General features: G+C 33.7%; 13 protein-coding genes. 10 read left to right on the top strand and 3 right to left on the bottom strand.

From position 1 onward, the window contains the following. The first annotated feature begins 36 nt into the window (after positions 1-36). The 3 genes from Q0910_RS15735 (at position 37) to Q0910_RS15725 (ending at position 1863) form a co-directional block, all read left to right on the top strand. On the top strand, positions 37-249 hold the full coding sequence (locus tag Q0910_RS15735; protein ID WP_299218462.1) for a phosphate ABC transporter substrate-binding protein: 213 nt from the start codon (positions 37-39) through the stop codon (positions 247-249). Further along, positions 246-908 carry a hypothetical protein gene (locus Q0910_RS15730; protein WP_299218460.1) on the top strand — a complete coding sequence of 221 codons (663 nt, stop codon included), beginning with the start codon at positions 246-248 and terminating at the stop codon, positions 906-908. Before Q0910_RS15735 ends, Q0910_RS15730 begins: the two co-directional genes overlap by 4 nt. A 73-nt stretch (positions 909-981) precedes the next feature. Beyond that, positions 982-1863: an aldose 1-epimerase family protein gene (locus Q0910_RS15725; protein ID WP_299218458.1), complete on the top strand. Its 882-nt coding sequence runs from the start codon at positions 982-984 to the stop codon at positions 1861-1863. Positions 1864-1927: 64 nt separating this feature from the next. Here the strand turns inward: Q0910_RS15725 and Q0910_RS15720 are convergent, their stop codons facing one another. After that, complete coding sequence (locus Q0910_RS15720) at positions 1928-2353, bottom strand: hypothetical protein (protein ID WP_299218456.1); 426 nt, start codon at positions 2351-2353, stop codon at positions 1928-1930. A 130-nt stretch (positions 2354-2483) separates the two neighbouring features. After that, the gene (locus Q0910_RS15715) at positions 2484-3614 is read right to left on the bottom strand and encodes a DUF6569 family protein (RefSeq protein WP_299218454.1); all 1131 of its coding nucleotides are present in this window, start codon (positions 3612-3614) and stop codon (positions 2484-2486) included. Positions 3615-3814: 200 nt separating this feature from the next. Between Q0910_RS15715 and Q0910_RS15710 the strand changes: the two genes are divergently transcribed. The 6 genes from Q0910_RS15710 (at position 3815) to Q0910_RS15685 (ending at position 12198) form a co-directional block, all read left to right on the top strand. Beyond that, positions 3815-4504 (top strand): DUF2064 domain-containing protein, encoded by a 690-nt coding sequence (locus tag Q0910_RS15710; RefSeq protein WP_299218452.1) that lies wholly within the window; start codon positions 3815-3817, stop codon positions 4502-4504. 251 nt (positions 4505-4755) lie between these two features. After that, positions 4756-7890 (top strand): carboxypeptidase regulatory-like domain-containing protein, encoded by a 3135-nt coding sequence (locus tag Q0910_RS15705; protein WP_299218450.1) that lies wholly within the window; start codon positions 4756-4758, stop codon positions 7888-7890. A 988-nt stretch (positions 7891-8878) separates the two neighbouring features. Beyond that, positions 8879-10270: an RtcB family protein gene (locus tag Q0910_RS15700; protein ID WP_299218448.1), complete on the top strand. Its 1392-nt coding sequence runs from the start codon at positions 8879-8881 to the stop codon at positions 10268-10270. 81 nt (positions 10271-10351) lie between these two features. Then, on the top strand, positions 10352-11047 hold the full coding sequence (prfH, locus tag Q0910_RS15695) for a peptide chain release factor H (RefSeq protein ID WP_299218446.1): 696 nt from the start codon (positions 10352-10354) through the stop codon (positions 11045-11047). Positions 11048-11051: 4 nt separating this feature from the next. Further along, positions 11052-11597: a tetratricopeptide repeat protein gene (locus Q0910_RS15690; RefSeq protein WP_299218444.1), complete on the top strand. Its 546-nt coding sequence runs from the start codon at positions 11052-11054 to the stop codon at positions 11595-11597. Between the two features lie 55 nt (positions 11598-11652). Then, positions 11653-12198 (top strand): 3'-5' exonuclease, encoded by a 546-nt coding sequence (locus Q0910_RS15685; RefSeq protein WP_299218442.1) that lies wholly within the window; start codon positions 11653-11655, stop codon positions 12196-12198. 242 nt (positions 12199-12440) lie between these two features. Here Q0910_RS15685 and Q0910_RS15680 read toward each other — a convergent pair whose 3' ends face one another. Continuing rightward, on the bottom strand, positions 12441-13730 hold the full coding sequence (locus Q0910_RS15680; protein WP_299218440.1) for a T9SS type A sorting domain-containing protein: 1290 nt from the start codon (positions 13728-13730) through the stop codon (positions 12441-12443). Positions 13731-13907: 177 nt separating this feature from the next. On the opposite strand from Q0910_RS15680, the gene Q0910_RS15675 reads away from it, so the two are divergent. Beyond that, the gene (locus Q0910_RS15675; protein ID WP_299218438.1) at positions 13908-14792 is read left to right on the top strand and encodes an rRNA adenine N-6-methyltransferase family protein; all 885 of its coding nucleotides are present in this window, start codon (positions 13908-13910) and stop codon (positions 14790-14792) included. The last annotated feature ends 4 nt before the right edge of the window (positions 14793-14796 follow it).

The following is a 14796-nucleotide window of genomic DNA, read 5'->3' as shown; positions in this document are numbered from 1 at the left end:
CCCTGTATTAAGTTTTTAATTCAAAATTTAATACAGATGAAAAAGTTCAAACGCTTCAAAAAAGTATTCGGACTAAACAAACTTGAAATGATTGATTTTCCGAAAAAGATATCAGGAATTCGAATTTCCAGAATCAAAATTGGTGAAGAATCAGGTTGTTCCTGGTGCTTTCCACACGGATATGAAACAATCAATTGCACCATTCCAGAACGAAACTGGAAAAGTCAAAGAAAAAAACAGTGGAAATGAATTTATTTGAAACCATACAAAACAGTAAAGCATTCCTTTCAGATTCCTGGAAGGAACAGTATGTTGGTTTTTTACATGAAGAACATCTAGTGGTTCTTGCCAAAAATCTAGAGCACTATCATCAGTTTGGAGTTCCTGACACACATCCACTACCTCATTTTGACGAAGAGATAACACCAACATTATCTGAAGCATTCATGAATTTCGAAGGGTTATTGGTGGATAAAAACACAACACCAAAAGATTGGGCAAAAGCTATCGAAACAACTCCGTTCGAGTATCTTTTGATATTGATTGGACAACGATGGACCTCAGCAACCTTAAAAAATGAGCAAGCAATTCCTCCTCTAAAACAAACCTTATTGGATAGTTGTTTTACACCATTTAATGATCAAATCTGTATTGCAACAAGAGCCTGGGAAAAGCACATCGGAAGATCAGAAGATGATTTTTGGGGAGAAATGAAAGGCAATCCAAACGAGAAAGAAGAAAAAGTAAAAAAACGTATTCTGGAAATCATAGAAAACAAGACCTGGTGGAATATCTTTTATCACTATAAACACGAACTGGTATATGAAATTCGAGTTCCCACTGGACACGGCATCCGATGGAATGCAACAGGAACAAAGTTAATTGGATTTTTAGAACCTTTTTTATAGATTGATGTTCTTTAGCAGCATCTTTCTATACCTTTGTCTTAACCATTGACCATTAACCATTCCAATACTCACAATGATCCATACCATAGAAAACGATGAATTAATAGTTCGTATTGACACTACAGGAGCAGAACTCACAAGTATCAAAACCAAAAAAAATAACAGAGAATTTTTATGGCAAGGAGATCCAGCCATCTGGGCAAGTCAGGCACCAGTACTTTTCCCAATTATTGGTGGACTAAAAAATGGAACGTATACTTATAAAGGAAAGAGCTATTCACTTCCAAAACATGGATTTATACGGTATAATAAGAATATAGTTGGAACTCAACATTCAGCGACTAAAGCTTCATGTACACTATCCTCCTCAGAAGAGACATTGGATGGTTATCCATTTGAATTTAGTTTTACTATAATCTTCGAGCTTATCAATAATCAGCTCATTGTTTCTCATACCATAGAGAATAAAGATTCACAGCACATGTTTTTTTCGATTGGAGGGCATCCGGCTTTTAATTGTCCTCTGAATTCATATGAAGCTTATGAAGATTATTATATCGAGCTAGAAAATGTAGAGAACTCTAAAAGCTACGTTCTAAATGATCAAGGACTTATTTCTAAGAATACTATTTCAGTCATAAATGATCATAAAATATGGTTAAACGATACCTTATTTGATCAAGACGCTTTAATTTTCAAAAATATACATGCCAAAAAAGCAACACTTACCCATAAAACCAAAGGTCCAGTTTTATCTATGGATTTTAACGACTTTCCAGATCTTGGAATTTGGGCAAAACCCAAAGCTCCTTATGTCTGCATAGAACCTTGGTTAGGATATGCTGATGTAGAGGAAACCACACAAAATATTGAAGAAAAAGAAGGAATTCAAAAGCTAGATGAAGGAAAAACACATAACAGTAGTTATACAATTGCCATAACCAATTGCAAATGATATAAAGTAAATATTAGTATCAACTAATCTGTATCAATCATTGCTAAAATTGCTTTAAAACCTTCTAGTATTCGTATAAAACAGTTTGGTCAGAGTTCGTAATATTCAGCAAGACTTGATTTCCTGCAACTTGTAGATTAGAAACATCGAAATCCAATTCTTGGGTAATAAAAGCTTGACAAGCTTCTTCATTTTTCAATGACAATCTTAAATTTCTTTGTGGTGGATTGGATTCAAATACATTCTCAGAATCAATTAAAACTAGTTCCCACGTATTTCCATCACAACCTGACGCCCCAAAATTAATTTTCAAACAGTTATCAGCTATTGTTATACTATTAATGGTTACTTGATCTGAAGGTGCATTCGTATATTCCGAAGCACTTATTAAAGTTGTAAAATCACAATTGTTTGGATTTACAGTATCATCATCATTTGAACAATTCAAAATTGTAATTGTGATTAACAAAAGGATAAGTATATTTTTCATGATTAAGGTTCTATGTTACTTTATAGATGAAACCTTATCCAATTGGTTGCGGTAAATTCTACAAAAGTTTTATACTAACTATTGCTATTTTACAATCCAGATTTCAATACAACTAAAGATAGCTAAACACCTAACGATTGCGTTGTTGTATTCTTCTATAAGGAAGATCTTCTTTAGATTGAGCAGCATTTGTCTTTTCATTTTTCATATAACTTTTATGGATCCATTTTTTCTTATCCGTATCTTCCGTAGTAAAAACGATATTTCCTTTGTTATTCTCAACAGTTCTGAAATTGGTTGTTTTATTGATGTTTTTAACCACACCTTTATTTTCGGTTTTAACTGCATCCATAAATGTCGTTACATCTGTTACTGTACAAGCCTCATAATCTTTATCGTTTTGTTCGCTAATAGCTTCAACAATAATCGATTCTAATATTTTATCCCACAAATTCTTAAAAAGACATTGATTATTATAGATCTCTACTGCGTAAACTTCTCCATTGATTGCGTATGCATATCCAATTGTATTGTCCGTTGTTATTAGGTCCTTAAGCTTATTGTAGTATTCTTTTTTTGCACTATCCAATTCATCACTCTCTAGTGCTAATTGCAAGCTCGTATTGGATGCGTTATTGGCTACATTTACCGTTTTTCCATTTTTTCTGGAAAGGTTATCGTTTAAACGATCTTGCTGTTCCGCTACTTTTCCCCAAACCTTACTCTGATTTTTTTCGTGTCTTGCAGCAAGTTTTAATTCTCTCGATGATAACATTTTGGTATTAGATGCAAAAGAAGAAAGAGTTTCATTACCACGTTGTCTCCATCTGCCTTGTTCTACACAAAAGCTTTGCAATTCTACATTCTTAGCCTTTGGAGGAATAATTACATCATAACTTATTGTTCTATCCTGTTTTCCCCCTTTTACAATATCTCCAGAATGAATAAATATATAATCATCACTATTATTATCCAATAGCAATTGATTTACATTTCCTGTTTCTTTTACCGTCACTTCTCTTGTATTCATTGCTTCAGATAACGTTTTATAAATATCACCAGATATTTTTTCTTCACCTGTAATCATAAATAGCGTAAGGTTCTGAACACGTATTCCTTCCTTAATTTTAATTCCTTCTGTAATCCGTTCATTACTTGGATCACCAGTAATCTTTTGGCTTTCTGAAACTTCGATTTTTTTGAAACCAAGTAATAGAATACAAATACTAAAAACGGATAAAATAATTGAGTATGCCTTCATGATTGTTTTTTTCAAAAGTATCTAGTTAAACGACAATCCTCAACACGTATCGAGTGAGATGACCTTTTCATTTAGGGAATTACTTTTACGGTTGAGGCAACTCATAAAAGAAACACATTAAAAAAATAATCCACATTCTTTTGTAAGTTTTATTTCTTTATCTTGACTGAGTATGACAATTAATACCCTAAAGCACCTCTTTGATCTGTAATAAAAGAAATATTGCGATTCTGGTTTTTGCGCTTTCGCAAGAAGAAGAAATAAAGAGAAAACCTTTTCTAAAGAACAGTTCATTACAATCAGATCTTACTTCAAAAACTATTACTACTGTTCAAAAAACGGGACTAGATTACTTTATATACAGTGAACAGCAACAATTAGGAACTAGTTTTGGAGAGCGTTATTCGAATGCAATTAATGATATTTACGAAAAAGGATATGATGCAGTAATTTCTGTAGGAAATGACACTCCTAATCTGAACAAAACACACCTATTAAAAGCAGTTGAAACCATACAAAAAGGACACGCTGCAATTGGCCCTTCTTATGATGGAGGTTTCTATCTTTTAGGAATTCATAAAGAGACTTTTCATAAAAAAGAATTTGCTCAATTTTCCTGGAATACTTCTAAAGTAAGACAAGAACTTTATACCTATCTGGAGTCAAACAAGAAAGCCGTTTTTCAATTAGATTTTTTACACGATTTAGATCGGTTTTCTGATATCATTTGTATCTATAAAACACTTCCATTTCTATTTAAAAAATTAAGAAGTGAGCTTCAAAGAATACTTCAAAAAGGAAAAAAGGCAGTTGCTAAGCTACAAGTACTTCAATCTTACATTTCTTCGCAAATATATTACAACAAAGGATCTCCTAGTCCCATCAACTAGTTAAAGATATTTGTTCAATATCATCCATTCTTATTTAATTAAAAACAATACTAATTTTTCTATGGGAAATATAGTGTACTGATCCGTTTGAATCCTTTTTGAGCGTTTCGGTAAACACCTATCTCATATGGATAATTATACACTCAATTATATTTTAATTTATGAAATGAGCCATAAAAACTTTGTTGGTACTTACCGAGAAGATTATTGGCGAATTCCATCTGACAATTAAAAACAATAAATACAAACAGATGAAACTTTTTCTTAAAGTCATTTTTATATGCTTAATTCCCTATATAGCAATTGCTCAAGAAACTACTGGAACGCTTCAAGGAACACTTACAGATACTCAGAACAACCCAATACCATTCGCAACTATTCAATGTATTGATACCTCTACTAATTATAAATACGGAACTATTTCTGAAGAAAATGGTTTTTATAATATTACCAATCTATCTCCTTCTAACACTTATAAGGTACAAATTTCATTTGTTGGTTATCAAACCATCATAGAAGAAAATATTACTATCCAATTAGGAAATACAACGATTAAAAATTTTGTGATGTCCGAGGATAGTGTATCCTTAGAAACTGTGGTGGTAAATGGTTCTTCTAAAAGTCAAAAAAACGGTAACGAAACCTTACTAGGAAAACGAGAACTCAGGACAACCCCAACAATCAGTAGAAGTATTCAAGATCTTACTAAAAATCTAACCGAAAACAATCTTAATTCTTTTGGTGGTGCTAGTAATCGTTTTAATAATCTCAATATCGATGGTATCGCTAATAATGATGTGATAGGTTTTCAAGAACCTGCTAGTGGAGCAGCTGGATCATCTGCCAACGGAACACCAGGAAGTCTGTCAAGAACACAACCTATTGGTCTGGGTGCTGTAAAAGAACTATCGGTAAAATTAGCTCCGTTTGATGTAAGTATCGGTAATTTTAGTGGTGCAAGTATTAATTTAGTAACTAAAAATGGAACCAATACCACAAAAGCAGAAGTGTATGGTTACGGAAATAATCAGATCTTATTAGGAAACTATGCGGACGGGATTAAGCAGGAAAGTTCTAATTTTTATGACGTTCAGTTTGGAGGTGGAATCGGAGGTCCAATTATAAAGGATAAATTGTTTTATTATGTAAATGTCGAACAAGCACTTTCTGATAATCCTGTATTGAATGCCCCTGGAAGCTCTACTTCTAATATATCCGCAGAAGATGTACAATTAATTTCGGATCGTTTAATCTCAGCATATAATTATGACCCTGGTTCTTTTACAGATGCTTCCATTAAAACTGCAAGTACTAAAATATTTGCTCGACTGGATTATAATTTGTCGGATCAGCACAAAATTACATTACGCAACAATTATGTAAATAGTTTTGCAGATAATTTAGAATGGAGTTCTTCTATATTTAACTTTGGAAATCAAGGATATCGTCACAATAGTATTGCTAATAGCTTGGCACTAGAATTGAAATCCAATCTTAGTAATGGAATTAACAATCAACTTACATTAGGATATAATACAGTGAAAGAAGATAGAGATTTTGATGGTCGTGTATTTCCACATATTCAGATAGCTTCTAATTCTAGTAATCGCATATTTGCGGGAACCTATCGAGAAGCTTCAGTATATAGTACTGATTTCTCTACACTACAATTAGCAGATAAAATATCGTACACTTCACAAAGACATACAATAACAGCGGGTGGATTAGCTCAATTTCATGATGTAGATTATGGTTTTTTATCTGCCTGGAATGGACGTTGGGAATACCGATCTGTGCAAGACTTTCTAGACGACACCCCTAGTCGTGTACGAGGAGTGTATAATATCAATAATAATGATTTTGATTTTGTAACTAGTCGACCATCAGCAACGGTTTCGATTATAGAAACAGCGCTTTATCTACAAGATCAATTTAGGATTTCTAACCGATTTTCTGTTACCGCAGGTATTCGACTCGATGCACAGTTTCTACCAAGTGATTTACCAATTAGTCGAGAAGTAATAAATACACCAGAATTTAGTCAGTTTGATAACAAAATATCCAATGCCCCTCAATTTAACCCAAGAATAGGTTTTAACTATTCACTAGATACTGATAACAACTATAAGCTACGTGGAGGTACTGGATTATTTTCTGGTAGAATCCCTTATTTATGGTTTGCTTATGTAGAATATATCTCCGGAACAGAATATTTTAATATTGATTTACGACCTACAGATACTACTCCGCTTACCGAAAACCTCGCTGATCTGAGAAGTGTACAACCAAATCTAACCGAAATTAATTTAATTGATAATGATTTTACATTACCTAGAGAATGGAAAACGAATCTCGCGTTAGAAGCAAAACTACCTCATCAATGGACCGTTAACTTAGAAGGAACATATACCGAAGTATTAAATGGATTATTTTTTCAATCTATTAATCGAAGAAATGAACTTGGAAATTTTGCCGGCCCAGATAATCGCCCTTACTTTTTGCAAACAGGTCAGGATATAAAAATCAATCCAAATTTCACCAACGTGTTTCTGTTAACCAATACTGATAAGGGATACCGTTACAATATAACAGCAAATGTTTCTAAAAGAATAGGAAATTACAGAGGAGCCATAGGCTATACATATGGTAAAAGTAAAGATATTTCCAGTACAGTTAGAAGTTCTCCTGCTGCTAACTTCGAATGGAACCAGACTATTTTTGGGAATGAACCTGCTATTTCTTTTTCTAATTTTGATCTAAGGCATAAGATTATATCTACACATTCTTATGATATCAATTTTGGGAAAATCAATACCGCATCAATTTCATTTTTATATAATGGTCGCTCCGGAAGTCCATACTCATTTGTTTATCAAGGAGATCCTAATCAAGACGGTTCATCTAGAAATGATCTGATATACGTACCTCGAGATCAATCAGAAATACAGCTAGTAGATATTGTAGACAGTAATGGTTTGGTTACAAGCACTGCAAATGAGCAATGGCAACAATTGAATAATTATATAAAAAACAATTCTTATTTAAGAAGTAGAAGAGGTAATTATGTAGAAAGGAATGGAGCAAAAACTCCCTGGAATCATGAATTAGATATGAAATTGCAATATGGAAAACAACTAAAAAATGGACATAGTATCACACTTTCTTTAGATATGCTCAATGTATTTAATTTTATTAATCGTGATTGGGGACGCCTGGTATTTGTGCCTAATGTAGTGAACTCTAGTTTTAGTTTACTCAATTTTGTAGGGATAGAAAATGAACAACCACAATATCAATTTAATGTTGATCCAGATGAGCAGCCCTGGAACATAGATTTACAAAATTCTAGGTGGAGAGCCCAAATTGGTATTAAATATGGGTTTTAAAAAAACCAATTACTTATTCAGAATCAAAATGAATTATTCATAAAATTTGGAACTTATTTAATATAAAACTCATATTTGCAATATAAATAAGAACCAAAAACAAGTTTTAAGTATCCATGAATCTATTTTGTACACATAAAAAAGGACGCTGTAAAGCTGTTTTCAAATCGAAAGCATAGATAAAAAACTAGAAAAGATATATTCTAAAGAGCGTCCAAAAAAATTGGACGCTTTTTTTATGTATTATTTTTTAGAAACTATGAACACTCAATAAAATGTTGTTTGAACGATACTCATAAGAACTACAGTTAGTTACCTAATAGATCAATATTCGTTATGAAACGGACAGGAATTCCTTTGTCTAAACTCAAATATAACCAACTGATAATCAGTGAAATAAATTAAAAAATAATTTGCATACTTAAAAAATAGATTTCATATTTGCACCGCAATATCAACACTGAGCCCTTCGACACGTGTCCGCCTTTGGAGAAAGCTCAGGACAGGCATTGTCGAAGTGTAACAGAACATAATAATAACTATTAATAACCGAAGTACTATGACCTTTACAAACATATACACAGATACACTAAGAGAACCAGGTTCTTTTATGCGTATGCTTCGGGACTTCTATAACTCATAAACTGATTACAACAGTTTGATTTAAAGTCCGAAGCCAGAAAAAAGTTTCGGATTTTTAGTGAAACTCTATTTTTGAAAACAGTCTTTTGGCTGGCATTCAAAATAACAAGTTGAACTAATCCCGCAGAAAGCGGGATCTATATTCTTGTAAAGCATATCAATTTAGAGTGTTCCGAAATATTTCCAATAAATCATATATCGCGTTAGGGATAGAGCGGTTACCCCGCAGATTGTCACACTGAGCTGCTACACTGAGCTTACCGAAGTGTTGTCGAAGTGTAGACTATCGAGGAGTATGAGCGAAAGCCCGATCCGCCGCGGCGGAAAACGCCCAAATTCCAATATCATGGGAAAGAAATTAAGCGGAAAAGACTTAATCAAATTAGGCTTTCCAAAAAACAATAGTATTAATGTGACACTAGGTCAGATTAATCGATATCAAAGAAGAGTAAAAAAAGAACAAATATTAATAGAAGCCAAAAAAGTATTATTAAATCCAGAAGCATATCAAGGTGATGGAATCTGGGGTAAGATTGCCGAGAGTTTACTAAAGCCTGTGGAAGTAAAAAAACACGCTTTAAAAACCACCAGATCACCGTTTCAGATCTATGGAGAAAATGAAATCGATGAACAGGCAAAATACCAATTGTACGATGCTCTCAAATTACCAGTAGCAGTTGCAGGAGCATTAATGCCAGATGCACATAGTGGCTATGGTTTACCAATTGGTGGAGTACTTGCTACAAAAAATGCAGTGATTCCATATGGTGTAGGAGTAGATATTGGATGTAGAATGTGTTTGACCATCTATCCAATTGCGGTCTCTTATCTGAAAGGGAAAAAACATCAATTGGAGAACATATTGTCTGAACACACCAAATTCGGAATGTATGAAACCCACAAAATAAAGCATGATCATGAAATCTTTGAACGAGAGGAGTTTAAAAATATTCCTTTGGTAAAAAGATTAAAAGATAAAGCGTATAAGCAATTGGGAACCTCTGGTGGTGGCAATCATTTTGTAGAATTTGGAACCGTTGATATTACAGATACGAAGAATGAATGGGGATTGGATGCAGGAGCCTATATAGGTGTATTATCACATAGTGGATCTCGAGGATTGGGAGCCAATATTGCAAAACACTATACTTATTTGGCAACCAAACAATGCCCTTTACCAAAGCATGTACAACAATTAGCTTGGTTGGATCTAAATACACACGATGGTCAGGAATATTGGTTGGCAATGAATCTTGCCGGAGATTATGCGCAAGCGTGTCACGATGATATTCACGCCAGAATCGGAAAATTATTAGGATCGAGACCTGTTGCCAAAATTGAAAACCATCACAATTTTGCTTGGAAACAAGAAGTAAGTGGCGAAGAGTGTATTGTTCATAGAAAAGGAGCAACTCCTGCTGCCAAAGGCGAATTAGGAATTATTCCGGGATCTATGACAGCTCCAGGATTTATAGTGAGAGGATTAGGAAACCCTGAAAGTTTGCAATCCGCATCACACGGAACTGGACGATTACATTCCAGAAGAAAGTGTAAAGAGAAATTCACCAAAAGTGATATCAAAAAGCAATTAAAAGCAAATGATGTCACGCTGATTGGCGGAGGAATTGATGAAGCACCTATGGCGTACAAGGATATTAATAAAGTAATGGAAAATCAACAAGAATTGGTTGAGGTAGTTGGAACATTCACACCCAAAATCGTGCGAATGGATAAGTAGAAGAGCCATAAGCTATCAGCAATTAGCTTTTAATTTTTCAAAAGCTAATTACTAGAAGCTAATTGCCAAAAAGTAAAAACAATGAAAACTAAAATAATTCAAATTACGGCCGGAAGAGGGCCTGCAGAATGTTGCTGGGTAGTAGCCCAAGTACTGAAGCTATTTCTAGAAGAAATTAAAAATAGCGGATTTACTTATGACATACTGCAGAGAGATAAAGGTTCTGAAAATGGAACCGTACAATCTGTTACCATACAACTAAAAGGGAAAGAAATAGACACTTTTTTAGCGTCGTGGCTAGGAACCATTCAGTGGATTGGTACTTCTAAATTTCGGAAGCACCATAAACGAAAAAACTGGTTTATCGGAATGTATGAAGTCAAACAGACTCAACTGGTCGCTCTAAAGGAAAAAGATATTTCCTTTCAGGCAATGCGAAGTTCCGGTCCTGGAGGCCAAAATGTAAACAAAGTAAACTCTGCTGTTCGCGCTACTTATAATCCAACAGGTGATCAAGTAGTAGTAATGGATAGCAGATCACAACATCAAAACAAAAAAATCGCAATAGAACGATTAAAAGAAAAAGTACATCAAAGTCAGCTTACCAAATTACAAAAATCGTTATCTGATCAATGGGAAAATCACTTAAATATTCAGCGTGGTAACCCAATCAGAACATTTAAGGGTACTGATTTTAAAAAAAATCATAAAAAACAATCGTATGCGTCCAATCGACAACAATTAAAAAAAGATTTGCGCAACGAATTAAAAAACTAGTATCATGGGAAATTTATTAGATAAATATCTATTTCAGGCATTGGATGCGTATCCTTATAACCTGGAAGAAGCTGTAGAATCATTGAACTATGCATTGTCGTACGATGATAAAAATCCAATTGCGCTTTGTTTAATGGGACAGATCTATGCAGAAAACCTTAGAAATTATGAAACTGCAAAAGAATATTACCAGCAAGCACTAGCAGAAGACATGTATAGTTTGGATGTATATCCTAAATATATCAATGTATTGCTTTGGAATGAAGATTATGACGAAGCAGAAAAGCTAATTGACTTTGCCTTGACTTTAAAAGGAACCGATAAAGCAGTGTTGTATTTGAAAAAAGGAATTCTTTTTGAACAAAAAAAAGAATATAAAGCCGCACTTAAAGTCTTAAAAACTGCTAAGGTATATGCATATAACAACTATTTCATAAGCGATATCGAAGGTGACGAAAAAAGGATAAAAGACAAAATGCCTAAAAAGAAAAAAAGAATGTCTAAAAAAGACAAGAAATCTTCTAAAAAGTCAAAAAACAAAAAGAAGTAAACAACCAGACTCGTTTGTCTGCCTTGGCAGACTGGTAGGTCTAAAAAATAATAACATGAAAACAACAAATACAATTATAATTATAGATCTGGAAGCTACTTGCTGGAATGGTTCTGTTCCAAAAGGACAAGTAAACGAAATTATAGAAATAGGTATCTGTTTATTAACTACAGAAACCGGAGAGATTTCTAAAAATCAAGGAATCCTGATCAAACCAGAACGGTCTGAAGTAAGTCCTTTCTGCACAGAATTGACGACTATTACACAAGAATTGCTGGATCAAGAAGGGGGTTCTTTTACAGAAGCTTGCGAAATTTTAAGAACTGAATATCAAGGACATCAGCATACGTGGGCGAGTTATGGTCAATATGATCTGAATATGATGAAACAACAATGCAATTTCAGAGAAATAGAGTATCCATTATCACAAAACCATATCAATGTAAAAGAGCTTTTTACTCAGACCAAAGGTTTACGTAAAAAAGTCGGAATGAAAGGCGCCTTAGGCATATTGAACATCTCTTTAGAAGGAACGCATCATAGAGGTGTTGATGATGCCAAAAACATTGCTAAAATTTTGGATTGGTGCTTAAATACTTAACCAAAAGTAGTCACTAATAAACTACCTCGAGACAAGCTTCGAGGTATTAAACCTGAGATCCCGCAGAAAAAGCGGGATTAGTTCAACTATCTATTTTGAATGCATTGCTATGCAACTTTTCAAAACAGAGTTTCACTAATAAAAATCATGCTACGGCTCATTGAAAACTATTTCCCAAATAAAATAGTCTAACACAAATTCATCAATGAGCTCAGCATGATTATTTTTTTAATACGTAAAGTTTACTTCACTATTAATTTTACAATATCCGAATACTGATCACCAATAATTTTTAGAAAAAACGTCCCTTTTTTATCTAAATTAAACTTCGTTGATTGATGATCAGTAATGGAAACAACATCGATCACTTGACCGATCGTATTTATAACCTTTAGTTCTACCGGAAAAATCGTCGAATTTGGTAGCTCAAGATTAAAAATACCGTTTCCGGGATTCGGATATAGTATTGGTTTTGGGATATTTACTGTTATGTCATTTACGGATAACACCTGACTTGGTAAAAACACTCTACTTTCGCCATTATTAAACAGATATGTTTGTAAGCTATTCCAGATAAAATCTACAATAGCGGTATAGTTATTTTTTACAGTATCAGGGATTCGAATAGGCGCTGCTAAATCAGCATCTGGAAACTGGAAGTTAGCAGGAGGTTGCTCTCCATATATAACAGAGTAGTGTATCAATGCCGTTAGAAAATATATAACAGGATATCCGTGAGGTGCTCCATCTTCATACAAAACATTGGAAGGGATATCTGATAAAATTCCTGCATCCGAGAGTAAATCGGCTAGAATTGGACCAACTGGAATCAATTTTGCATTAGAATCAGGTCTTGCTGCTAATACCTCATCCTGAAGCGTGATCCACCAGTCGTGAAACTCTCCTTTTGTATATCCATAATATGCTCCAAATTCTTGTGCTTCTTGTTCTTCAGAAACAGTAGGAAAAGTTCCGTTAAATTCTGGCCAGTTTTCATAAATATAAAAATCAATACCTGATTCTTCAGTTCTTGCATAATCCAAAATTCGAACAACTGCTTCTACAGAACTCAGTGCATTAGGATCTAGATTACAATCCTCTATATATTGTTGATCACAAAATGCGTTCTGTGAAGGAGTTGAAGTCTGTTGTATAAAATTGGCCAAAGTAATAATCACATTATTATAATCCCAGCTGCCAAAATCTTCATTGGCTTCATTTGTTCTGGTGTTAGGCGCATTGATAAAACCCCATTGAAATGTAGGTGGTAATTGTTGAAGCGGTAAAAACCCAAACTGACCATCAACAGAATAGTCATTGCCAGCTTGCTGAGCAAGCAAATACATCCAATCAGGAATATTACTTCTATTCTGGGTAGCTTGATTGGCGCTATGATTTACCAAACTATGTCCAAAAATATAAGAGTTATTATTTGTCTGAGAAGAACCTACTTGACAACATAATAACAGTACTAATGTTAGCGTAGAATTAAAAATGTTTCTTAAATGAGTTTTAGTAATTTTCAGATTCATAACACACATCTTTTAGATCCAATTTATAAGACCTCCTTATGTTAGAACGCATAAAATTAAAAACACCCTACCCTTCCATTCCTGTTTTTGCAAGTTTTTTTTCGTTTTTAAGTTTTATCCCTATTCATATCTATAACACTCATAATTATTATATTTACTAAAACAATCATTAAAAGAATGAAAGACAAATTATTTGAGGAAGTAATTGACAATTACGATGCGCTAAAATACAGCCTGTTAAAAGCACAAACATTTGATGAATCACATTTTGGTTTTCCTGAAATCTATTATAAGATTATGGAAACCGACAAGCAACGTGTGGATGCCTTTCATAAAGCATTTCAACTCAATAATAATTTTAAAGATGCTACCGTTTGTGAAATTGGTGTAGGAACACTTCCTCTTACTAAATTATACATGCCTTTTGTAAAAAAAGCATATTTAATTGAAAATAATCCTGATCTGATTCCTTTTATTAATAAAGAGATTGCTAAATATCCTTGGGCAGATAAAGTAGAGGTTATCTATGCCGATGCATTGACCGTAGATTTACCAGAAAAAGTAGATTTTGTAGTAGGAGAATTAATGAGCATCTATTGCGCCAATGAATTTCAGGTACAGATTTTTCAGCATATGCGAGAATTCTTAAAACCTGGTGGGAAATTATTCCCTAATCGTATTGTAAATTTTGCGAGACTTTGTGAAGCAGAAATTGATGCAGATGTTCATCATTATCCGGTTAATTTTACCAGACATCAACCCATGTTTTTAACCCAGCAATTTTTGGTTAATGAAATTGAGCTATTAAAAGAAAAAAAACAAGGTGTAAAACTTAGTTTTTCTGTTCCGGTGCTCTTCTCAGGAACGGTGAATGCCCTATATCTAGAGTCTTATGTGGAAATTACGGAGGGATCTAATTTTACCGGTACGGATAGTTTAATGCCTCCAACAGTATTAAAAACAACCAACACGCAAGAAGTAAAAGCAGGAGATTTAGTTCATATTGATTTTAGTTTTGATTACGGTTCTTCTTTGGATGATATTAGTTGTGTATTGTCTTAAATAA

The sequence above is a fragment of the uncultured Aquimarina sp. genome (assembly GCF_947495315.1).
Classification (GTDB): domain Bacteria; phylum Bacteroidota; class Bacteroidia; order Flavobacteriales; family Flavobacteriaceae; genus Aquimarina.
Note: the sequence above shows the minus strand (reverse complement) of the source record. Positions and strands in the feature narration are given on the sequence as shown.